The following is a 22,431-nucleotide window of genomic DNA, read 5'->3' as shown; positions in this document are numbered from 1 at the left end:
AGGAATACTCGGTGAAGGCGTCTGCGTCATGCACCCGCGCCACCACCCACACCGTGCCGGCCCCTGGGCCGGCCCATCCCGTGTCAGAGACGACACTGAAGGAGACTGACATGAGCGTCAATCAGCAAGTTGGGGGCGCGAAACCCGGTGCAGGCAGCACGGGGAGCGGCGACGTCACCGAAACCTCCGGACTCAAGAAGATTGTGGCCGCCTCGATGGTGGGGACCGTCGTCGAATGGTACGAGTTCTTCCTGTACGCCACGGCCGCGAGCCTCGTGTTCGGCAAGGTCTTCTTCCCGAACGCGGGCAGCGAGTTGGACGGCATCCTCGCCGCCTTCCTGACCTACGCGGTCGGATTCCTCGCCCGCCCGCTGGGCGGCATCGTCTTCGGCCAGATCGGCGACAAGCTGGGCCGCAAGCACACGCTGCAGCTCACGATCGTTCTCGTCGGCGTCGCGACCTTCCTGATGGGGTGCCTGCCCGGCTTCGACAGCATTGGCTACTGGGCGCCCGCACTCCTCATCGCGCTTCGCTTCATCCAGGGCTTCGCCGTTGGCGGCGAATGGGGTGGCGCCGTGCTGCTCGTCGCCGAGCACAGCCCCAACAAGTCCCGCGGTTTCTGGTCCAGCTGGCCGCAGGCCGCGGTTCCGGTCGGTAACCTGCTGGCAACCCTCGTTCTGCTGGCCAGCTCCGCGCTGCTGACCCCCGAGGCGTTCCTCAGCTGGGGCTGGCGCGTCGCGTTCTGGCTCTCCGCCATCATCGTCGTCGTCGGCTACTACATCCGCACGCACGTCAGCGAAGCTCCGATCTTCCTCGAGACTCGCGCCCAGGCCGAGGCCCAGAAGGCCGTCAACTACGGTGTGCTCGAAGTTGTACGCAAGTACCCGCGCGGAATCCTCAGCGCCATGGGCCTGCGTTTCGCTGAAAACATCCTCTACTACATCATCGTGAGCTTCTCGATCGTGTATCTGGTCACGGTGCACCAGTACGACACCAGCAAGCTGCTGTTCGCCCTGCTCCTGGCCCACCTCGTGCATTTCCTCGTGATCCCGCAGGTCGGGCGCCTCTCCGACAAGGTCGGTCGCAAGCCCGTCTACCTCGCCGGCGCCGTGCTCGGCGCGACCTGGGCACTGTTCGCCTTCCCGATGTTCGACACCGAGAACCCGGTTCTGATCATCCTGGCGATCACCCTGGGACTGTGCTTCCACGCCCTGATGTACGCCGGCCAGCCCGCGATCATGGCCGAGCTGTTCCCGACCCGGATGCGCTACTCCGGTGTATCGCTTGGCTACCAGGTCACGTCGATCCTGGCCGGTTCGATGGCGCCGATCATCGCCGTCGCACTGCTCAAGCAGTTCGACTCCTGGGTGCCGGTCGCGATCTACCTCGCGATCGCCTGCGCGATCACGGTCGTCGCCGTGCTCACGCTCAAGGAATCCAGGGGCTCCTCGCTGCGCGAGATCGATGCCATCGACGCCCGCAAGCACGGACTGCCCACGGCCGTACCGGTCAAGTAGCAGCACCATCCGCTACCCCCTTCGAGAGGCGAATCATGACTGACACACTCCCATCACCACTCACCGTTCACCGCTCCGGCCCGCTCGCAGGCAAGCGAGCGATGGTCACCGGGGGAGCGAGCGGAATCGGCGCCGCAATCACGCGTTCGCTCTCAGATCAGGGGGCCCACGTGATCGTGGCCGACATGGACGCTCACGGGGCGGCCGCGCTCGCCGAGGAGGTGGGCGGTTCGAGTTGGGCCGTTAACCTGCTCCGGACCGAGGAGTTCGGCGAGCAGGGCCTGGCCGCAGCGATGGACGGCGTGGATATCCTCGTCAACAACGCGGGCATCCAGCGGATCAGTCCGATTCAGGACTTTGACCCGGGCGACTTTCGTCGCATTCTCTCGCTGATGCTCGAGGCCCCGTTCCTGCTCATCCGGTCGGCGCTGCCGCAGATGTATGAGCGCAACTTCGGCCGCATCATCAACGTGTCGTCGGTGCACGGACTGCGGGCGTCACCGTTCAAGTCCGCGTACGTGTCCGCCAAGCACGGGCTGGAGGGACTCTCGAAGGTCACCGCGCTGGAGGGTGGCGAGCACGGGGTGACGAGCAACTGCGTGAGCCCCGGGTATGTGAACACGGCCCTCGTGCAGAAACAGATCGCCGATCAGGCCCTTGCGCACGGCATCCCCGAGTCGGAGGTGCTGAGCAAGATCATGCTGACCGAAAGCGCGATCAAGCGCCTCGTCGAACCGGACGAGGTCGGTTCCCTCGTGGCCTGGCTCGCGTCGGATCACGCGGCCATGGTCACCGGCTCGAGCTACACGATGGACGGCGGCTGGTCCGCACGTTAATCGCCTGGCTGGTCGCTAGTTCAGGAGATCTGACGGCCGGCATCCGCCCGCCCCTGTCGTTTCGGGGGTGGGCGGTGCCGGCGGTCGTGTTCGTCCTGAAGTAGCGACGGGAGTGGCGAGCCGACGCGCCTTCGCGCACACCAGGTCAACCTGTCGAAAGGCACCCCGAGTGCAGTCGGGAGCCTCACCTGAGACGGGTATACGTTCAAGGCATGGTCGAATCCCCGCCCATTGATCGCATCACCGTCGACGACCTGATGTCGCTGGTTTCTGAGCGTGGCCCCACACCCATGCAGGTCGGGGCGGTGTTGATGCTTGATGCACGGGCCGGCCTCGATCCGGCGCGTGCCATCGCCCGCATCGGACAGTGCGTCGCGGCGGTACCGCGCCTTCGGCAGCGGCTCGAGAACACGCCGTTCGGATGCGGCCGGCCGGTCTGGGTGGATGACCCCTTGTTCGAGGTCACCAATCACGTGACGGCGATCCCGTGCCCGCCGCCCGGCGGCGAGCCGGCGGTACTGGGCCTGGCGGCCGAACTGATCGGCTCCCGACTGCCGCGGGATCATCCGCTCTGGGCGGCGATTCTGGTGACCGACACGACACCGGGCGAGGCAGCCCTGATCCTGATCTTCCACCACGTGCTCGCCGATGGGATCGGCGGGCTGGCTGTTCTCGCTGCCCTCGCCGACGAGGGCAGCGAAGACGGCGTCCGAGAGGTGGTCCACCCCGGGTTTCCGAGGCCGGGCCCGTCGACTCTGCAGCTGGCCGTGGATGCCGCGCGGGGACGCATCCATTCGCTGCGGCGGATGCCGCAGACGGTTCGCCGGATCGGCAGTGCCGTGGCCGAGTTGCGCCCGACGGCCGGGGCGGGCGCGGCTCCCACATCGCTCAACCGGCCGACGGGGCCCCGGAGGGGTTTCATCGGCATCCGGGTCACGCTGATCCGCGTTCACCGTGTCGCGCACGCCCACGGGGCCACGGTGAACGACGTTGTACTCACGGCCGTCGCCGGCGCCCTGCACCATCTGCTGGCACGTCGCGGCGAGCAGGTCGACACGATCGTGATTTCGGTGCCGTTCTCCGCCCGGCGTCAGGCCAGCGCGGGCAACCTCGGCAATGACAGCGGAGTGATCCCCTTGGCGATCCCCGGTGCCGGCGACCCGACCACGCGGCTCAAAGCGGTCGCCGAGCTCACTCGCAGCGCCAAGCAGAAGCCGCCCGGCGCATCCACGGCTCTGCTCGGCCCGGTGTTCCGGGTGCTCGCCCGGGTGGGCCTGTACCAGCGCTTCATCAGCCGGCAACGGATGATCCACACCTTCGTAAGTACGCTGCGTGGGCCCGAGTCCCAACGGTCACTGTTCGGCTGCCCGATCACCGGGATCCTCCCGCTGAGCGTGCCGACCGGGAATGTGACGGTGTCGTTCGTGGTGCTGTCTTACGCGGGCGACGTCGCTGTGACGATCGCCGCGGACCCGCTGGCCTGCCCGGACCTCCCGGCGCTGCGGGAGTTGCTTGCGGAAGAGTTCGCGACGCTTGAGCGGCGGAGCGGGTGAGTTACGCGTTCTCGTCGCTGCCGCGAGGACGCGCGACGTAGTTGGTTGCTAGTGCCGGCGGTCGTGTTTGTCCTGGAGTAGGGACGGGTGCGGGAGGTACTGGCGCGAACGGGGCTGTGGATAACTCGGTGTCGGACGGGGAAGTGGGGCATCATGCACCCATGACTGAGGCCGTTCGCATCATTACCGAGCAGGTGCGGCTGCGCGTGCGCCGTGATGGCGTCGACCTGGCGGCCGACAACGCGCTCGCCGAACAGTACGTGCGCGACGAGGTGCGGCGCTACAGCGAACGCGCCCTCGGCGGTTCCCTGCCGCTGCTCGCCGACGAGCACCAGGCGACACGGGAGGTCGTCGCCTCGCTCACCGGGTTCGGAGCGCTGCAGCCGTTCCTCGACGACCCCGACATCGAGGAGGTCTGGATCAACGGGCCGGCGCGGGTGTTCGTGGCTCGGGACGGCGTGCCGGAGCTCACCACGCTGCTGCTCAGCGAACGTGAGGTGCGTGACCTCGTCGAGCGGATGCTGCAGGCCTCCGGCCGGCGTGTCGACCTGTCCTCACCCTTCGTCGATGCGTCTCTGCCCGACGGGTCGCGACTGCACGTCGTGATTCCCGACATCACCCGCAAATTCTGGGCCGTGAACATCCGCAAGTTCACCCGCCGCATCCACGACCTGAACCAGCTCGTGGCGCTCGGTTCGCTCACCACCCAGGCCGCGGAATTCCTGCGACTGTGCGTGCTGTCCGGCCAGAACATCCTCGTTTCCGGGGCCACGCAGGCGGGCAAGACCACCATGCTCAATGCGCTGCTCTCGGCCACCCGGCCAGGCGAACGCATCGTGACGGTGGAGGAGACGTTCGAGCTGGACCTCAGCGCGCGAGACGTCGTCGCCATGCAATGCCGCCAGCCGAGCCTCGAAGGCACGGGGGAAATCACCCTGCGGCGCTTGATCAAAGAGTCTCTGCGCATGCGACCCGATCGACTCATCGTGGGGGAGGTGCGGGAGGCCGAGAGCCTCGACCTGCTCATCGCTCTCAACAGCGGGCTGCCCGGCATGTGCAGCATCCACGCCAACAGCGCCCGGGATGCCCTCTCGAAGCTCTCGACGCTGCCGTTGCTGGCCGGCCGCAACATCGACTCCTCCTTCGTGCTGCCCACCGTCGCGGGATGCATCGACATTGTCGTGCACTGCGAAATCGACCGACACGGGCGCCGCCGGGTCACCGAAATCATCGCGCCGAGCGGGCAGCTCGCCGGGCCGATGATTGAAGCAAGCCCGATCTTTCTCTCACCCGACGGTCACCTGCAACCCACCGGTGGGCATCCCACGAAGCTGGCGAAGTTTCGGGCGAGCGGCCTCGACCCGACCCAGGTACTGCGGCATGGTGCCGCATGATCATCGCGCTCGGCTGCCTGCTCGGTGCCGGCCTGGTGCTGTTGGCGTCGCCGCTGATGTGGCCCGCGCAGGCCAGGGCCGGGTCCAGCGCGCCCACCCTCGTCGGTCGCTGGCGCACCCTTCTCGCGCAGGCGGGCCTGGGCGCCGTGCCGCTCGGTGTCTTTCTGGCGATCTCGGGAGTGGTTGCGCTTGCCGCGACCGGACTCGTGCAGGGCCTGTTCGCGGTGAGGGCGCTGTCGGTTGTGGCCGGAATTCTGGGTCTCGTGTTGCCGTCGCTGGTCGTGTCGTGGCGGGCGCGGGCTCGTCGCCGGGCGAATCGCACGGTCTGGCCGGATGTCGTCGACCACCTCGTGTCGGCGCTGCGCTCGGGCCTGGCGCTTCCCGATAGCGTGAGCAGCCTCGCGCTGTCCGGGCCGGCGCCCACGCGCAGTGCCTTTGCGCAGTTCGAGCGGGAATATCGGGCCACCGGTAATTTCACGTACTGCGTCGACGAGCTCAAACGCAGCCTGGCCGACCCCGTCGCGGATCGCATTCTCGAGACCTTGCGCATGGCGCGGGAGGTGGGCGGCAGCGATGTGACCGTGGTGCTGCGCAACCTCGCGGCCTGGTTGCGGCAGGACGCCGCCATCCGCTCGGAGGTAGAGGCTCGGCAGTCGTGGATTGTGAATGCCGCGCGTCTGGGCGTGGCGGCGCCGTGGATCATCCTCGTGCTGCTGGCCTCGCGGCCCGAAGCCGCTTTCGCTTACAACACTCCGGCGGGCACCGGGGTGATCGTCGGTGGACTGGTGATCTCTGTTGTGGCCTACCGGGTGATGGTCGCGCTCGGGCGGCTGCCCGAGGAACATCGCTGGTTTCGCTAGGGGCAGGTCCGCGCGGTGTGACGTCGATCGCAGCGATCCGACGGCCGGTGAGCGTCGTGGCGGCAGGGTGCTGCGTGCTGCGTGCTGCGTGCTGCGCGATGCTGAAATATCCTCAGAATCAACCTGTGGATAACTGCTGATCACTTGCGCTATCGCGGCATCATGCATCCATGATCGTTTCCGGCACCGAGAGACGCGGGCGGCGCGGGTGCTGCCCGTGACGACCTCGCTGGGCTGGGCCGTGCTGCTGGGCACCACGCTCGGGGTGGGGTTGTGGTCGCTCGTGAGCCTGATGCCGAGGCTCAGTCGACCACGGTTGGCGGATCGGGTCGCGCCGTACATTGTGGATGTGTCGGCCGAGGCGCGGGCGTTCGTCAGCCGGGTGTCTGTGGATCCGATTCCGATTCTCGGCACCCTGTTTTCGCCGGCATTCGGGTGGCTCAAACGCGGGTTGTCCAGTGTTCTCGGTGGAGCGGAGACGATTGAACGACGCCTGCGGCAGTCGGGGTCGAGCCGGACCGTCGACGAGTTCCGTTCGGGCCAATTGGTGTGGGGGCTCGTCGCCCTGGCGGGTGGGGTGGTGCTCACCGCGGCGTTGCCGGCGGTGCGAGCGCTGCCGCTGGTGCTTCAGCTCAGCCTGCCCCTGCTCGCCGGTTGCGGCGGGGCGCTCGCGCGGGAGTGGCTGCTGCAGCGCGCCGCCACCGCTCGGCTCGCACGTATGCGCAGCGAACTGCCCACGATCCTGGAATTCCTCACCCTGTCGCTGTCCGCGGGCGAAGGAATCCTTGATTCATTGCGACGCGTGTCGGGCACGAGTTCGGGGGAGCTGTCCCGGGAATTTGCGGGCGTCGTGACCGAGGTGCACACCGGGGTGCCGTTCGCGGTGGCTCTGCAGTCGCTGGCGCGCGGCATCCGGCTGCCGGAGGTGACGCGGCTCGTCGACCAGATTACGGGAGCCCTCGACCGCGGCTCCCCACTCGCCGAAGTGCTGCGGGCGCAAGCGCAAGATGCCCGCGACCAGGCCAAGCGGGTCCTGCTCGAGATCGCCGGCAAGAAAGAAGTCGCGATGCTCGTGCCACTGGTATTTCTCATTTTGCCGATGACCATACTGTTCGCTATCTTTCCCGGGCTCGTTGTCTTGCAGTCCGGCTTCTGACCGTTCCATTCGACCGTGATTCCTCAGGAAAGCAGACGATGATGTCCCAGCTCATGCGCCGCCTTGCAGTTCGCCTCACCGATGAGAGGGGCGATGTTCCCGGCTGGGTGCTGATCACCCTCATGACGGCCGGGCTGGTGCTCATCATCTGGGGCCTCGCCGGTCCCGCATTGAGCGGTGTCTTCGAGCAAGCCATCTCACGGGTCAGCGGCATCTGAGCGGTGATCGCCCTGAAACGGATGCTCCGCGCGGTGCGGGCGCCCACCCGAGCCTCCTCGGAGCGCGGCTCAGCGGTCGCCGAGTTCGTCATGGTCGCGTCGCTTCTGACCGTGCTCACGCTCGGGGTCATGCAACTTGCCCTCGCTCTGCACGTGCGCAACACCGTGCTGGACGCGGCAGCCGAAGGCGCTCGCTATGCCTCTCTCGCGGACAGCAGCCTGGCGGAGGGAACCGCGCGCACGCGTGATTTGATTCAGATCGCGGTGGGACCGGCCTACGCGCAGGGGATCACGGCGAGTTACGGCTCCGATGCCGGGGTGCCAACCGTGCAGATGCGCGTTGTCGCCCCGCTGCCGCTTCTGGGTTTGATCGGCATCAATCGCGGGTTGGAGGTCGAAGGCCATGCGGCTCGGGAGACGGCGGGGGAGTGAGCGCTCCGGGTCGTCCCACCTGAGACTCCTGCGGTCGAGGCGGGCCCAGGCGGCCCGGAGCCTCGTGGCCGACGATTCCGAATCCGGCTCCGCCGCACTTGAATTCATCACCGCCGGCATGATCCTGCTGGTACCGCTGGTCTATCTGGTTGTCGCAATGTCGGCATTGCAGGGCGGGTCGCTCGCGGTCGAGGGCGCGGCGCGGCAGGCCGCGCGGGTTTACGTGGGCTCGCCCGATGAGGAGACCGCCAACGAGCGGGCCGCCCGCGCCGTGCACTTCGCCCTGATGGATTACGGCCTCGACCCGGACGCCGCTGCCGTGGTCATCGATTGCACGGCTCCCGCCGGCGGATGCCTCACCCGCCAGAGCGCGGTCACCGTCACCGTGCGCATTCGGGTCACGCTGCCGCTCGTGCCCGACCTGCTCGCGCTGCCGAGAGCGGCGAGCATCCCGCTGGAGGCCACCGCCACGCGTGTTGTGTCGCGCTTCTGGGGCACGCGATGACCCGCCGCGACCTCGGCGCGGCAAACGAGGAAGGCTCCACCCTGCTGCTCACCATCTTCTACGGGTTCGTGTCGCTCGCGCTCATCCTCGTGGTCGTCGCCGCGACGTCCCTGTACTTGGAACGCAAACGCCTGTTCACCCTCGCAGACGGCGCGGCGCTCGCCGGGGCGGAGGCCTTCCAATTCGGCGCGATCGAACGGGGAACCACCGACGCCGACCGCGCCCTCGACGCCGCCGAAGTGCGGGGCGCCGTCGCCGACTACCTCGCCCTGCCGCACGAAGACTTCGAGGGCCTGACCATGTCTCAGGCTCTGTCAAGCGATGGTCACAGCGCCACCGTGTCGCTCAGCGCCTGGTGGAGGCCACCCGTCCTGACCCTTTTTGTCCCCGACGGCATCCCCGTCGAGGTGACCGTGGTTGCCCGCTCGGTCATGTGGTAACAATTCTGATGATTCTGGTGTATGCTGCACAGAACGCGTACTTGGCATTGTTGCTTCTTATTTTGTAAGGAGCATTTTTCTTTTTGTGTGTTCCTAATTCCATTCCAGCCCCGGACCCTGGTTGGTGTACCGACGCTTCGTCGTCGCTCATCCGGTGTGGTCGCCAGCGGGTGTTATGTGCCACCGCGCGGCTCCCCTCCTGGACGGACCGTTTCACTTCATGAATCCGCTATTGGATGCAGTTCTCGACGTTGAGATTGTCGAACTGCTCGATTTTGACACTAATTTTCCCTGCGAGGGCGTGCATCACGACCGCGGCCTCAGCGGACACGACCCGGCCGAGCCCGGCAGCTACATGGTCATCTCACCGTGCTGCGGCCCCAAGGTCATCCAGTGTTCCTCACGGGTCGTTGCCATGCGCAATTCCGGGGTGCTGTACTGCGGCATCTGCAAGAAGGAACACCTCACGAGCGAGTACAGCTTCATCCCCCTCCCCGACTAGAAACGGATGCCTCACCGCACTCGCCCGTAGCCACTACGCTCGATAGCGCACCTCCCCGGTGCAGGGGAGGACGTGCGGTGAGCGACAAACGCGACCGATTGAATGGCGCGGGCGCCCAAATCGCCACCGAGGTCAGCATCAACTTCGGCTCCAGCCTGGCCGGCCTGCTCATTCCCGTCGTGGGATCACCGGTCGTTGTCGCCGCGCGCCAGATCGTGATGGTCTGTGTGATTCTGCCGTTCTACCGGCCCAAGCTGTCGAGTCTCAGCTGGCGCCGCGTGTGGCCGGCACTCGCGCTGGGTGTCGTGCTCGCCATCATGAACGTCACCTTTTACCAGGCCGTCGGCCTGCTCGGACTCGGCGTGGCGGCGACGATCGAGTTCCTCGGCCCGTTCGCCCTGGCCCTGGCCACGTCCCGTCGTCCCCTCGACTTCGTGTTTGCCATGGCGGCAGGCGGCGGCGTGTTTCTACTCACCTGGTCGGACGGAACGCTCAGTCTGCTGGGCATCGTGCTCGCGCTCACCGCGGCGGCGGCATGGGCCGCGTATATCCTGCTCACCCGGCGCGTCGCCGCCGAGTTTCCGGGGTTGGAGGGAATTACGATTGCGAGCCTCGTCAGCCTGGCCCTCGTGGTGCCGCTCGCTCTCGTCACCGTGGACTTCAGCCGCCTCGACTGGGGCGTCATCGGCCTGCTGGCACTCATCGGCGTGCTGTCGTCGGCGTTCCCGTACACGGTCGACACGTACATCCTCCGCCGGATCACCCCGCGCCTGTACGCGATCATCACGAGTTTCGGCCCGGTGATCGCCGCGGGGTTCGGGGCGCTCGTGCTCGGCGAATCGTTCACGCTGCAGCAGCAGATCGCCATCCTGGTGGTGTGTGTGGCCGCCGGTGCCGCCGTCGCGACCCAGCGTGAGGATCGTCCGCGGTCCGACCTCGAGCTCACGGCCACCGCCGTCCCCTAGCGGAACCGCGAGGGGACGGCGGCGCGCTACTCCACGAGGATGCCGAGGTGCGCGGCGAGTAGCGGTGCCAGCAGCGACAGCTGCGCGTCGTCGATCGTGGCGCCGCGGAGTCCCTCGAGGCCGTGGACGGCACCGAACTCGCTCGAACGCAGGTCCACGTCCTTGAGCTTGGCACCATTCACGTCGAGCGTGCCGATATGGCAGTTCTGCAGCTCCAGCCGCTGCACGGACGCGCCGCCGAGATCGAGCTCGTCGATGATGCAATTGGAGAGGAGCACATCGGTGAGGGTGGCGCTGCGCAGGTTGACGAAGTCGAGCTTGGACCCGTCGATGTGCACCGAACGCATCTGCGCCTCGTAGGCCTCGACCGAGCCGAGACGCGCATGGTCGACGCGCACGTCACGCCAGGTGGAGCGGGGGGCACTGAACACGGGAGCGTGCAGGTCTCTGGCCTGCACCTCCGAGAACGTCACGCCGCGCAGTTTCGTTTCGGTGAACGTCACGCCCACGAACTCACACTCGCGAAACGAGGCGCCGGTGAGGTCGCGCGCGGTCAGGTCGCAGCCGCTGAACCGTTCGGCTTCCCGGTCGTCACCGCGTTGCAGCTGCGATCCATCGTTGTCGGCGAGATCATGCAGCCGAATCGGGTCGATCGTGGCGCCGCGGAGGCGCGAACGCGCCACGCTTAGTCAGCGACGATGGGTTCGAGTACGAACACCGGAATCGTTCGCTCCGTCTTGGCCTGGTAGTCCGCGTAGTCGGGGAACGCCGCAACCGCGCGCTCCCACCACTGGGACTTCTCGTCGCCGGTCACTTCACGCGCCGTCATGTCCCACTTCTGCGTGCCGTCCTGCAACTCCACGATGGGGTGATTCACCACGTTCGCGTACCAGACCGGGTTTTTAGGACTGCCGCCCAGGGACGCGACGGCGGCGTAGCTGCCCTCGTACTCCACACGCATGAGTGGTGCCTTGCGCAGTTTGCCGGACTTCGCGCCGAGCGTCGTCAGCACCACAACGGGCATGCCGCGCAGCGTGGTGCCTTGGGCTCCTCCGGAACTTTCATAGAGGTCCACCTGGTCACGCACCCACTGGGCCGTGCTTGCTTCGTATTCTCCAATGAGGGGCATACCGGAGCGAACAGCGTGAGCGTCGGCATTATTCCGCCGGCCCTATTCCGCCGGTTCAGGCGGCCGTCGCGACGAACAGCTCGCACCGCGCGTCGTAGTAGGCGTCGGTCACGCCCTCGTGGCGCATGCCGATGCGTTCGCACACTCGCTGCGATGCCAGGTTGTGTGGGTTGGTCACCGCCACGATCCGGTCTAGACCGTGCGCGAAGGCGTGCCGCAAGACTGCGGATGCCGCCTCGCTCGCGCAGCCTTTGCCCCACTCATCCGGATGAAAATGCCAGCCGATCTCCGTGTCGCCTGCCCGATCACCGTCCACATTCGTGGTGGACGCCGGAATGTACTTGAGCAGAACTGTCCCGAGCAGCTTGCCGCTGTCGGACTCGGTCACCGCCCAGACGCCGCGCACGCCGTCGTCGAGGAGCCGCCAGGCCGCGAGGCGATCGAAGGCATCATCGATGGAGGTCATCAGCCATGGCACGACGCCGATGTAGCGCTGCACGTCCCAGCGCGAGTAGACATCCAGAAGAAAATCCGCGTCGGTGACAGTCCACGGCCGCAGCAACAGCCGATCGGTGCGGAGCAGGTGCATGGGAATGCCTATCGCTGGCGGAACGGGCGGCTATCGAGGCCGGTGGGGAGCATAGCGCGGAATATACCTATACAGAAGTATGGCCCCCACAAGGCCGAGCACGCCCATGGCTCCGCTGGCGATGGACAACGTCGCGACTCCGGTCAGGCCGGCGATGGTCAGCGGAGCGGCCGCGCTGCCGGCATCCGCGGTGAACCGCCAGGCCCCGAGGAACGCGGCCGGACCGATCTGGGGCGCCAGGTCGGCGCCGAGCGTCATGAGCAACCCGCTTCCGATGCCGTTGGCGAGGGAGAGGAACATGGCGATGCCGATGAACCATTCCACGTTCGTGGGCAGATCGTGGGTGAGGGCGAGCACGAGATGACCGGCGGCGAGACCCACCATGGACGGCACGGCGCTCCACAGCCGCCCGAACCGGTCCATGATCTGGCCGCTCACGTAGAACAGGGCGAAGTCGATGCCGCCCGCGATGCCGATGATGAGGGCGGTGTGCGGCGCGCTGATGCCGATGCTCACCGCCCAGAGCGGGAGCATGACGGTACGGCTGGCGCGCATTGCCCCGACGAGAGCGGCGCCGGTGCCCAAACGTACGAGTACCGCGCTGCTGTCGCGAATGGTGGCGAACAGCCCGGGGGCGCGCAGGGTGGCGGGCAGGCCGACCGCGGCAGGACCGCGGGCGGGGCGTTCGCCAAACGTGGCAGCAGGGTCGGGCAGCAGAAACAGGATGACGGCCGCGCCCAGCGAGCACGCGATGAACAGCCAGAACGCCGATCGGGTCGACCCGGTGACATAGATGAGCCCGGCCGCCAGGATCGGGCCGATGAACCAGCCGGCGCGAAAAACACCGCCGAGGGTGGAGAGCGCTCTCGCCCGGTACACGCGCGGCACGTAGCTCGCCATAAAGGCATGCCGGGCGAGGGCGAAGACGGCGGTGGCGATGCCGATGAGAAAAATGCCGACCCCGAGCACCCACGGGTTGGGCGCCACGAGGCAGACGAGCACGGACACGATGGTGAGCAGCGACGCCCACAGCATGGCGTTGCGCTCGCCGATGCGGGAGACGATGGCTCCGCTCGGGATATCGCCCACCAGTTCGCCGAGCATGATCATGGCCGCGATGAAGCCGGCAACGGCGAGGGTGGCACCGAGATCATTGGCCACGAGCGGAATCAGCGGGATGATCGCGCCCTCTCCGACCGAGAAGAGCAGGGTCGGCAGAAAAGCAGCCAAGGCGACCGACCGCAGGCTGAAGGGGCGCTCGGCGTTACTCATCGGTGTCGATGCTACGCCTGCCCCGCCGGGAAACCGCCGGTTCGCGCGCCAACCGGGCCGGGTAGGCTGGAGCCCGACATGATTGACTTGAACTTCTCGGAGCAGATCGCCGCATTGCGGACCACTTTTGGCGATATTCGTTCGGTGGTCGACGTTGAACGGCTGCGCGCCGACATCGCCGAGCTCAGCGACGAGGCCGGTACACCCGACCTCTGGAACGACACCGAACACGCGCAAAAGGTCACGAGCGACCTTAGCCACCGGCAGAGTTCCCTCAAGCGCATCGAGAGCATCGACTCACGCCTCGACGACCTCGAGCTGCTGGTCGAGATGGCCAATGAGGGCCAGGGAGACCAGGACTCGGCCGATGAGGCGGCGACCGAACTTGCCAGCCTGCAGAAGCTGCTGGGCGAGCTGGAAGTGCAGACCCTGCTCAATGGCGAGTTCGACGAGCGCAACGCCGTCATCACCATTCGCGCCGGCGCCGGGGGAGTGGATGCCGCGGACTTCGCCGAGATGCTGCTGCGAATGTACCTGCGCTGGGCGGAACAGCACGACTACCGTACGAGCGTGCTCGACATCAGCTACGCCGAAGAGGCCGGCATCAAATCGGCCATCGTTGAAGTTGACGGCACTTACGCCTTCGGCACCCTGAGCGTGGAGGCCGGTACCCACCGGCTCGTGCGCATGAGCCCGTTCAACTCGGCCGGAAAACGCCAGACGTCGTTCGCGGCGGTCGAGGTCGTTCCCTTGATCGAGCAGACCGAATCCATTGACGTGCCCGACAATGACATTCGGGTCGACGTTTTTCGATCGAGCGGTCCCGGCGGCCAGTCGGTGAACACCACCGACTCCGCGGTGCGCATCACCCACCTTCCCACCGGAACAGTGGTGAGCTGCCAGAACGAGAAGAGCCAGATTCAAAACCGCGCCGCGGCCATGCGCGTGTTGCAGTCCCGGCTGCTCCTGCTCGAGCGCGAGAAGGAAGCGGCGACCAAGAAGGAACTCGCCGGAAACATCACGGCGAGCTGGGGCGACCAGATGCGCAGCTACGTGCTCGCGCCGTACCAAATGGTCAAGGACCTTCGCACGAACCACGAAGTCAACAACCCTACGAGCGTGTTCAACGGTGACCTGGACGGCTTCATTTCCGCGGGCATCCGCTGGCGCAAACGGGCGCCTCAGGACTGATAGCGCGCAATAGGTATGTCGCTGTGGCAAATCGGCTGTGGCCTGCCTAGGCTCAAGAGGCCATGATTCGATTTGATCACATCACCAAGAAGTATCCCGGTACCACCCGACCGGCCCTGAACGCTGTCGACCTCGAGATTCTTCGCGGCGAATTCGTGTTCCTTGTTGGCGCGTCCGGCTCGGGAAAATCGAGTTGTCTGCGCCTCGTGCTGAAGGAAGAGAAGCCCACCAGCGGCAGCATTCACGTGCTCGGCCACGACCTGCGCTCCATCTCCAACCGCAAGGTCCCCTACTTTCGCCGCAACCTCGGTGTGGTGTTCCAGGACTTCCGCCTGCTGCCGAACAAGAACGTCTTCGACAACGTGGCGTTCAGCCTGCAGGTGATCGGCAAGTCCCGCGGCTTCATCCAGGAAGCCGTACCCGACACGCTCAAGATGGTGGGGCTGGCCGAAAAGGCGCTTCGCCTGCCGCACGAACTCTCCGGAGGCGAGCAGCAGCGTGTGGCGATCGCCCGAGCCATTGTGAATAAACCGCAGATCCTGCTCGCCGACGAGCCGACGGGAAACCTCGACCCCACCACGAGTGCCGAAATCATGGCCCTGCTGGCGAGCATCAACGCCGGCGGCACCACGGTGATCATGGCCACCCACGAGGCCGGCATCGTCGACAAAATGCAGCGTCGAGTGATTGAACTCGAGGACGGCACGATCGTGCGCGACGAGCGTGAGGGCGGATACGCCACGGCTGCGATCCCGACCATTCCCGGAGCGGCGCATCCCGTGGCTCCCGGGTTCGCCGCCCCCGTGCACACGGACACCGTGCTGGCACCCCCCGCGGTCGCAACCCAGGCACCGTCCCGCGAGGCGATGTTCTTCCCACCGGCGCCCCCGGTGGCGCGTGACCCGGAGACCACGCCCGAGCCCGAGCCCGCGCCCGTCCCCGCGCCGGAACCTGTCCCCGAGCCCGAGCCCGAGCCCGTCCCCGTGCCGGAACCCGTCCCCGCGCCGGCTCCCGAGCCGGCACGTCTGTCTGATTTCGATCGACCGGCCGTTTCCCCGCCCGCCGACGGCGCCGAGGAACCCGCCGACGACGAGACCGCGGCCGACGAGACCGTCCCCGCCATGACGCGCCCGATTCTGCCGGTTACCCAGCACGACGCACCCGAACAGCTCACCCTGGCCGAGAAGCTCGGACTTCGTGCCCCGGGTGAGAAACCCGACCAAACCGGCGAGCAGAACGTAGGCCCCACCCGATGAGACTCGCACTCGTACTTTCTGAGGCAGCGAACGGCCTCCGCCGCAACGCCTCCATGGTGGTTTCCGTCGTGCTCGTCACGTTCATCTCCCTCACCTTCGTGGGCGCCGCCATTTTGATGCAGATGCAGATCGGCCAGATGAAGAACTTCTGGTACGAGAAGGCGCAGGTGGGCATCTACATGTGCACCGACGTGTCGTCCGGTGAGACGTGCACCGGGGGCGAAGCAACCCAGGAGCAGATCGACGCGGTCGAGGACCAGCTGAAGTCCCCGACCCTCGCGCCGTTCGTGGACAAGTACTACTTCGAGACCCACGATCAGGCGTTCGAGAACTTCCAGACGCAGTTCAAGGGCAACCCGGTCGCCGACTATGTGTCCCCGGACCAGCTCAACCAGACGTTCTGGGTGAACCTGAACGACCCCTCGCAGTCTGACGTGCTTGTGGAGAGCCTGTCCGGCCAATCCGGTGTCGAGAACGTGGCTGACCAGCGCAAGTACCTGGACCAAATCTTCTCCGTGCTCAACGTCGCCAGCTACACCGCTATCGGGATCGCGGGGCTCATGCTTGTGGCGGCGGCGCTGCTCATCGCCACGACCATCCGCTTGTCGGCATTCTCGAGGCGGCGCGAGTTGGGCATCATGCGGCTCGTCGGAGCGTCGAACCGGTTCATTCAGACCCCGTTCATTCTTGAGGGCGTGTTCGCGGCTCTTCTGGGCTCGCTACTGGCCGGCGGTGCCATCGTGGGCATCGTGCACTTCTTCGTGCAGGGGTACCTCGGGATAAGACTCACCGGATTCTCACTCGTTGGCATGGACGATGCGGCGCTTGTGGTGCCGATTCTGCTGGTGGTCGGTGCGGTCCTGGCCGCGTTCTCGGCCAACTTCGCGATCACGCGTTACCTCAAGGTCTAGCCCCGGGCCTGCTCGCGCTAGACTGATGGGCTGCCCCGCACACGCGGGCCGCTCACGTATTGGAGAAATTGTGCCCAGGGAAAGTGGCGAGAAAGTTGTAGCGTCCAACCGCAAGGCGCGCCACGACTATTCCATCGGTGACACGTACGAGGCCGGAATGGTCTTGAGCGGCACCGAGGTGAAGTCGCTGCGCGCCGGTCGAGCCTCACTCATCGACGGCTATGCCTTCATTGAGGGCGGCGAGATGTGGCTCGATGCCGTGCACATTCCCGAGTACTCGGGCGGCAGCTGGACGAACCACCCGCCCCGGCGCAAGCGCAAACTCCTGCTGCACAAGCAGGAGATCATCAAGATCAGCCATAAGACGAAAGAGGGCGGCTACACGCTCGTTCCGCTGCGCATCTACTTCTCGAACGGTCGCGCGAAGGTGGAGATTGCGGTAGCGAAGGGCAAGAAGGAATACGACAAGCGTCAGACCCTGCGGGAACGCCAGGACAAGCGTGAGTCGGATCGCGCGATGTCGGCCCGTCGCCACCTGGGCGACTAACTGGTGCCACGGCCGTGCGTGCGGTAGAGCTGTGCGTGCGGTAGAGCCGTGCGTGCGGTAGAGCCGTGCGTGCGGTAGAGTTAAGGACTGCGAAAGCAGTTTGGTAATTCAACAGCGTGTGACAACCACCTCTTCATGGGGATGATCGGTTTCGACATTGTTTGCGCAATTATGAGAAGCGGGTCGAGGATGCAGGGTTATCTCGTAAACGATCTCTGCAAAACAATAAGTGCCAATTCAAACCGCACTGTCTCGCGTTCCGCTTTCGCCCTCGCGGCCTAAGTAGAACCACATTGAGACCGTCAGACTGGGAATGCTCTCTACCCGGATCCTGACGTCAGCTAGAGAGATTGCTTCTACACTGAGCCCCGGGGTGTAGAGGGACTTAAACGAAGGCTGGGCCTGTCGGAGTAGATGCCAGTGGCAAATTCCGGGGCCGAGAAAGCGATTTCACTGGATACACCCGTAGAAGGCATATGACCACAACAGTGGACCGGGGTTCAATTCCCCGCATCTCCACCACTGGTGGTTGTCACACGCAGTTGAATTGCCAGCAGGCGCAAGCCGGCAACACAAGGCCCGGAACGTTATCGTTCCGGGCCTTGTGCGTGCCCACTGTCCCACCGTCCCGCCGACTGGTACTTTGGGGCGCACCGACGTGCCGGGAAGGAATGGGTTGGCTGCCAGGATGCTGCGGCGCTGGGTGCCGGGGATCGACACGGCACGCAGCTACCAGCGCGCGTGGCTCGTTCCGGATCTGCGTGCGGGCGTCGTGCTCACCACGCTGCTCATCCCGGTGGGCATCGGCTACGCCAAGGTCGCCGGCCTTCCGCCGCAGGCCGGTCTCTACGCCACAATCATTCCGCTGCTCGCCTACGCCGTGTTCGGTCCGTCACGCATTCTCGTGCTGGGCCCGGACTCGGCCCTGGCGCCGATCATTGCCGTGGCCATTGTGCCGCTCGCCCTCGGGGACGGTGATCGGGCCGTGGCCCTCGCCGGGTTGCTCGCGATCATGGTCGGCGTGATCCTGCTCCTTGGCGGCATTCTGCGCCTCGGGTTCATCACGGACCTGCTGTCCAAGCCCCTGCGGGTCGGTTACCTGAACGCGCTCGCGGTGTTGGTGATCATGTCGCAGCTGCCGGCACTTCTGGGTTTCCAGGTGACGGCCGATACCCCCGTCGGAACCGCGGTCGGCGTCGCCCGGGGCATCGCCGCCGGCGAGGTGCAGCTGACCGCGACGCTGATCGGCCTCGGCGCATTGCTGGTCATTGTCGTGCTGGCGTGGCGCAAGGCCCGCGTGGTGGGTGTCATCGTGGCCGTCGTCGGCGCAACGACGCTCACGGCGGTGCTGGGTCTGCAGAATGACCTTCCCGTCGTCGGGGCGCTGCCGCAGGGAATCCCGGCGCCGGAACTCGGCGGCCTCCGCTGGAGCGACGTGGGGGCCCTCGTCGTGCCGGCGCTGGGCATCGCCCTGATCGCCTTTGCCGACACGGCCGTGATTTCGCGCTCGTTCGCGGCGCGACGGGGCGAGAGCGTCGACGGCGGCCAGGAGATGACGGCCGTCGGTCTGGCCAACATTTCCGGCGGGCTGCTCGGCGGGTTTCCGGTGTGCGCCTCGTCCTCACGCACTCCCGTTGCCGAGCAGGCGGGGGCGCGGTCGCAGCTCACGAACGTGGTCGGAGCGCTGCTCATCGTGGCCTTCATGCTGCTCGCGCCGGGCTTGACCGCGTACCTGCCCTCGGCCGTCATCGCCGCCGTAGTGATCGTCGCTGCGGCCGGCCTCGTCGACGTGCGCGGATTCTTCGCGCTCGTGAGAATGAGCAAGATCGAGGCCGCCCTGTCGCTCGCGTCCTTCGCCGGAGTACTCGCCGTGGGGGTGATCGAAGGAATCGTCGTGGCGATCGTGCTGTCCCTCGGTGCCTTCATCGCCCATGCCTGGCGCCCGTACCGCGCCGAGCTCGGCCGGGTGAGCGGCGTGCGCGGCTACCACGATCTCGCCAGGCACCCGGAGGGCGAGCGGCTCCCGGGCCTCGTCATCGTGCGCTTCGACGCCCCGCTGTTTTTCGCCAACGGCGGCATGTTCGATGACTTCGTGCGATCCACGGTCGCCGGCGCCGGGGACGGGATCCACACCGTCATTCTGGCCGCCGAACCCATCACCGAAATCGACACCACCGCGATCGACGAGCTCATTGCACTCGACGATTTTCTCGCATCCCACGGCATCACCCTCATCTTCGCCGAGATGAAGGGGCCCGTGAAAGACACGCTCCGGGAGTACGGGTTGGGCGACCGGTTTCGGCCCGAGCGATTTGCCGGAACCGTCGGCGCCGCGGTTGACGCGGCGACCGGAACCCTGCGCGGCGACCTCGAGGGCACCGACTGGGACGATGACGCCTGAGCCGTGAAAGGCCCGGTGCTAGTCTGGCGCCACCAAGCGGCCCAGGGTGGAGAACCATGCACAGTACTGAAACGCCAGGCCAGGAGCGGCTGCTCGTGGTTGATCTGGACCGGGTCGATGCCGATGCTCTCGCGCTGGTGGGCGGCAAGGCCGCCAACCTCGGAGTGTTGATCCGGGCCGGGTTCGCCGTGCCGCCCGGCTTCTCACTGACCACGGATGCGTACCGGCTCAGCGCCGCCACCACCGCGCTCGACCCCGTGCTGCAGGCCCTGCGTGCAACGGACATCGACGATGTTCCCCACCTCACTCGGCTCGCCGGCGAGGCCCGCGCCATCGTGTTGGCGAGCGCGGTTCCCGCCTCGGTCGACGAGGCCGTGCGGCGCGCCTATGCGCGCTGGGGCACGGACGAACCCGTGGCGGTACGGTCGTCGGCGACCGCCGAGGACCTTCCGACGGCGAGCTTCGCCGGCCAGCAGGACACGTTCCTCAATGTGGTGGGCGGCGACGCGGTGGTGGAGGCGGTGCGTCGCTGCTGGGCCAGTCTGTTCACCGACCGGGCGGTGGTGTACCGGGCGCAGAACGGCATCCGTGACGTGGCACTGGCCGTCGTCGTGCAGCGCATGGTGCAGGCATCCGTCGCCGGCGTGATGTTCACCGCGAATCCGGTGACCGGTCGACGCCGGGAGACGGTGATCGACGCGAGCGAAGGCCTCGGCGAGGCCGTGGTATCCGGCCTCGTGACCCCAGATCATTTCGTCGTGGCCAGCGAATCCGGGACCATTCGTTCACGGCAGCCCGGTGACCGGCGATCATCCGTGCGGTCGATGCCGGGCGGCGGCACCGAACAGGTCGACCAGGAGGGCTCCGGGGCGGCCTGCCTGGACGACGCGCAGGTACGCGCGATCGCGGCCCTGGGGCGCCGGATCGAGCAGCACTTCGCGGCACCGCAAGACGTGGAATGGGCCATCGACGCCGACGGGATGTTGTGGGTGACGCAATCCCGGCCGGTGACCACGCTGTACCCGCGAGCACCCCGAACCTCGAGCCATCCGGGTCCGCGTGCCTACCTGTGCCTCAGTCTCGCCCAGGGCCTCACCCGCCCGATCACGCCGATGGGTCGCGCAGGTTTTCGGGTGATCGCATCCTCCATGGCACGGATGGGCGGGGTCGTCGTGGCCGATCCCCGAAACGGCCCCGGCGCGTACACCGAGATCGGCCAGCGCATGTTCCTGGACGTGACGCCGATGCTGCGCAGCCGCATCGGCCGCGAGATGATCGGCCGGGCCCTCGGAGTGATGGAGGCACGGTCTGCGGTCGTGTTCGCTGCCGTCGGTGCCGATCCGCGCTTCTTGGTTACCGGCCGGTCGCCCTTCCCCGTGGTGAAGCGCTTCGTGCGCGTGGCCGCCCGCATCGGTGCGGTCCCGATTCTCGTGCGTGCGGTGCTCTTCCCGAAGGCGGCGCTGCGGCGGGCCGAGCAGGTGGGGGAGGTGTTGGAACAGCTCTGCACGATACCGCCCGGGTCCACGCCGCGGGAACGACTGGACCACGCCGAACGCATCCTCGGCAGCATCTTTCCCCTGGTTCCGTCCGTTTTGCCGGTGGCGGTGGCGGGATTCGTCATGCTGGCCGCCGCGCGCTCGCTGCTCGGGGCGTCCGCGGCGCCGGGGGACCTGCAGGGCGTGCTGCGCGGGCTGCCCCACAACGTGACCACCGAAATGGATCTGGCGCTGTGGTCCGTCGCGCAGACGATTCGCCGTGACGAGGCGTCCCTCGCGCGGTTCGAGGCCGCGCCCGTACGGGAATTGGCGGAGGAATACGAGGAGGGCACGTTGCCGCACGCGGCACACGACGCGGTGACGCTGTTCCTCGCCCGCTATGGGCACCGGGCCGTCGCCGAGATTGATATCGGCATGCCTCGCTGGAGCGAGGACCCCACGCATATCGTGGGGATGGTCGCCAACTACCTGCGGCTGAGCGACCCCGAGCTCGCGCCCGACCGTCAGTTTGAGGCCGGCGCGACCGCGGCGGAGGCCACCGTCGCGAGGCTCGTGGCCACGGCTCGGCGCAGAGGGTGGCTGCGCGGGGTGCTCGTGCACGCCGCGCTGCGCCGGGCGCGGTTACTGTGCGGGCAGCGGGAACTGCCCAAGAACTACATCGTGCACATGATCGGCGCCGCACGCGGCCAGCTCCTGCTGGTGGGTCGGGAACTCGTCGACCGCGGGCTGCTCGCCGCCGCCACGGATGTTTTCTGGCTGAACCTCGGCGAGGCGCGGCTCGCCGTGCACAGCGGGGAAGACGTCCGGGCGCGAATCGAGGAGCGGCGCGATGACTACGAACGGGAGATGCGCCGCCGTCACGTTCCCCGGGTGCTGCTCTCCGACGGCACCGAGCCGGAAGCCCTGCCGGGGACGGCGCACCACAACGATCCGAACACGCTGCTGGGCAGCCCCGCATCATCGGGCACGATCACCGGTCTGGCGCGGGTGATTCTCGATCCGGTGGGCGCCCACGTCGAACCGGGGGAGATTCTGGTGGCACCGTCCACCGACCCCGGTTGGACGCCGCTGTTTCTCACCGCCGGCGCCCTTGTGATGGAAATGGGCGGTTCCAACTCGCATGGCGCCGTGGTCGCTCGGGAGTACGGCATCCCGGCGGTGGTGGGTGTGGCCGATGCGACCCTGCGCATCGTCACCGGTCAGCGGGTGACCGTTGACGGGGCCGCCGGAACGGTCACCCTCGGCTAGGGGTGCATACTGC

22 protein-coding genes and 1 other RNA gene are annotated in these 22,431 nt (G+C 66.9%); 19 read left to right on the top strand and 4 right to left on the bottom strand.

Features of this window, described 5'->3' with window-relative positions:
• The first annotated feature begins 110 nt into the window (after positions 1-110).
• From AC1MB9_RS10495 to AC1MB9_RS10440, 12 genes are all read left to right on the top strand, one after another.
• On the top strand, positions 111-1,517 hold the full coding sequence (locus tag AC1MB9_RS10495) for an MFS transporter (protein WP_479961901.1): 1,407 nt from the start codon (positions 111-113) through the stop codon (positions 1,515-1,517).
• A gap of 35 nt (positions 1,518-1,552) precedes the next feature.
• On the top strand, positions 1,553-2,353 hold the full coding sequence (locus tag AC1MB9_RS10490; protein WP_479961900.1) for a 3-hydroxybutyrate dehydrogenase: 801 nt from the start codon (positions 1,553-1,555) through the stop codon (positions 2,351-2,353).
• Between the two features lie 212 nt (positions 2,354-2,565).
• Positions 2,566-3,906, top strand: a complete 1,341-nt coding sequence (locus tag AC1MB9_RS10485) for a wax ester/triacylglycerol synthase domain-containing protein (RefSeq protein WP_479961899.1) — start codon at positions 2,566-2,568, stop codon at positions 3,904-3,906.
• A gap of 161 nt (positions 3,907-4,067) precedes the next feature.
• Positions 4,068-5,300, top strand: a complete 1,233-nt coding sequence (locus tag AC1MB9_RS10480) for a TadA family conjugal transfer-associated ATPase (RefSeq protein WP_479961898.1) — start codon at positions 4,068-4,070, stop codon at positions 5,298-5,300.
• Positions 5,297-6,160: a type II secretion system F family protein gene (locus tag AC1MB9_RS10475; protein ID WP_479961897.1), complete on the top strand. Its 864-nt coding sequence runs from the start codon at positions 5,297-5,299 to the stop codon at positions 6,158-6,160. The genes AC1MB9_RS10480 and AC1MB9_RS10475 overlap by 4 nt, the downstream gene beginning before the upstream one ends.
• 217 nt (positions 6,161-6,377) lie before the next feature.
• The gene (locus AC1MB9_RS10470) at positions 6,378-7,316 is read left to right on the top strand and encodes a type II secretion system F family protein (protein ID WP_479961896.1); all 939 of its coding nucleotides are present in this window, start codon (positions 6,378-6,380) and stop codon (positions 7,314-7,316) included.
• A gap of 38 nt (positions 7,317-7,354) precedes the next feature.
• A complete protein-coding gene (locus AC1MB9_RS10465; RefSeq protein ID WP_479961895.1) occupies positions 7,355-7,534 on the top strand; it encodes a hypothetical protein in 180 nt (59 codons plus the stop codon).
• A gap of 3 nt (positions 7,535-7,537) precedes the next feature.
• Positions 7,538-7,966, top strand: a complete 429-nt coding sequence (locus AC1MB9_RS10460; RefSeq protein ID WP_479961894.1) for a TadE/TadG family type IV pilus assembly protein — start codon at positions 7,538-7,540, stop codon at positions 7,964-7,966.
• Between the two features lie 64 nt (positions 7,967-8,030).
• Complete coding sequence (locus AC1MB9_RS10455; protein ID WP_479961893.1) at positions 8,031-8,471, top strand: hypothetical protein; 441 nt, start codon at positions 8,031-8,033, stop codon at positions 8,469-8,471.
• Complete coding sequence (locus tag AC1MB9_RS10450) at positions 8,468-8,911, top strand: pilus assembly protein TadG-related protein (protein WP_479961892.1); 444 nt, start codon at positions 8,468-8,470, stop codon at positions 8,909-8,911. The genes AC1MB9_RS10455 and AC1MB9_RS10450 overlap by 4 nt, the downstream gene beginning before the upstream one ends.
• A gap of 220 nt (positions 8,912-9,131) precedes the next feature.
• Positions 9,132-9,413 carry a hypothetical protein gene (locus tag AC1MB9_RS10445; protein WP_479961891.1) on the top strand — a complete coding sequence of 94 codons (282 nt, stop codon included), beginning with the start codon at positions 9,132-9,134 and terminating at the stop codon, positions 9,411-9,413.
• A 77-nt stretch (positions 9,414-9,490) separates the two neighbouring features.
• On the top strand, positions 9,491-10,378 hold the full coding sequence (locus AC1MB9_RS10440) for an EamA family transporter (protein ID WP_479961890.1): 888 nt from the start codon (positions 9,491-9,493) through the stop codon (positions 10,376-10,378).
• Positions 10,379-10,404: 26 nt separating this feature from the next.
• On the opposite strand, the gene AC1MB9_RS10435 is transcribed toward AC1MB9_RS10440, so the two are convergent.
• Genes AC1MB9_RS10435 through AC1MB9_RS10420 form a run of 4 tightly spaced genes read right to left on the bottom strand, consistent with a single transcriptional unit; the run spans position 10,405 to position 13,368 of the window.
• Positions 10,405-11,061 (bottom strand): pentapeptide repeat-containing protein, encoded by a 657-nt coding sequence (locus AC1MB9_RS10435; RefSeq protein WP_479961889.1) that lies wholly within the window; start codon positions 11,059-11,061, stop codon positions 10,405-10,407.
• Positions 11,062-11,063: 2 nt separating this feature from the next.
• On the bottom strand, positions 11,064-11,507 hold the full coding sequence (locus tag AC1MB9_RS10430) for a nitroreductase family deazaflavin-dependent oxidoreductase (protein WP_479961888.1): 444 nt from the start codon (positions 11,505-11,507) through the stop codon (positions 11,064-11,066).
• A gap of 55 nt (positions 11,508-11,562) precedes the next feature.
• Positions 11,563-12,096: a GNAT family N-acetyltransferase gene (locus tag AC1MB9_RS10425; protein WP_479961887.1), complete on the bottom strand. Its 534-nt coding sequence runs from the start codon at positions 12,094-12,096 to the stop codon at positions 11,563-11,565.
• A 30-nt stretch (positions 12,097-12,126) separates the two neighbouring features.
• The gene (locus AC1MB9_RS10420) at positions 12,127-13,368 is read right to left on the bottom strand and encodes an MFS transporter (protein WP_479961886.1); all 1,242 of its coding nucleotides are present in this window, start codon (positions 13,366-13,368) and stop codon (positions 12,127-12,129) included.
• Positions 13,369-13,446: 78 nt separating this feature from the next.
• Here AC1MB9_RS10420 and prfB point away from each other — a divergent pair, with 78 nt between their 5' ends.
• The 7 genes from prfB (at position 13,447) to AC1MB9_RS10385 (ending at position 22,418) form a co-directional block, all read left to right on the top strand.
• Complete coding sequence (gene prfB, locus AC1MB9_RS10415; RefSeq protein ID WP_479961885.1) at positions 13,447-14,559, top strand: peptide chain release factor 2; 1,113 nt, start codon at positions 13,447-13,449, stop codon at positions 14,557-14,559.
• Positions 14,560-14,621: 62 nt separating this feature from the next.
• Positions 14,622-15,815 (top strand): cell division ATP-binding protein FtsE, encoded by a 1,194-nt coding sequence (ftsE, locus tag AC1MB9_RS10410; RefSeq protein WP_479961884.1) that lies wholly within the window; start codon positions 14,622-14,624, stop codon positions 15,813-15,815.
• A complete protein-coding gene (ftsX, locus tag AC1MB9_RS10405; RefSeq protein ID WP_479961883.1) occupies positions 15,812-16,726 on the top strand; it encodes a permease-like cell division protein FtsX in 915 nt (304 codons plus the stop codon). Before ftsE ends, ftsX begins: the two co-directional genes overlap by 4 nt.
• 70 nt (positions 16,727-16,796) lie before the next feature.
• A complete protein-coding gene (gene smpB / locus AC1MB9_RS10400) occupies positions 16,797-17,273 on the top strand; it encodes an SsrA-binding protein SmpB (RefSeq protein ID WP_479961882.1) in 477 nt (158 codons plus the stop codon).
• 137 nt (positions 17,274-17,410) lie between these two features.
• Positions 17,411-17,795, top strand: a transfer-messenger RNA (tmRNA) gene (gene ssrA / locus AC1MB9_RS10395).
• A 154-nt stretch (positions 17,796-17,949) separates the two neighbouring features.
• A complete protein-coding gene (locus tag AC1MB9_RS10390; protein WP_479961881.1) occupies positions 17,950-19,674 on the top strand; it encodes a SulP family inorganic anion transporter in 1,725 nt (574 codons plus the stop codon).
• 56 nt (positions 19,675-19,730) lie between these two features.
• Positions 19,731-22,418 carry a PEP/pyruvate-binding domain-containing protein gene (locus AC1MB9_RS10385; protein WP_479961880.1) on the top strand — a complete coding sequence of 896 codons (2,688 nt, stop codon included), beginning with the start codon at positions 19,731-19,733 and terminating at the stop codon, positions 22,416-22,418.
• Positions 22,419-22,431 lie beyond the last annotated feature (13 nt).

This window comes from Cryobacterium sp. AP27, from assembly GCF_056680495.1.
Note: the sequence above shows the minus strand (reverse complement) of the source record. Positions and strands in the feature narration are given on the sequence as shown.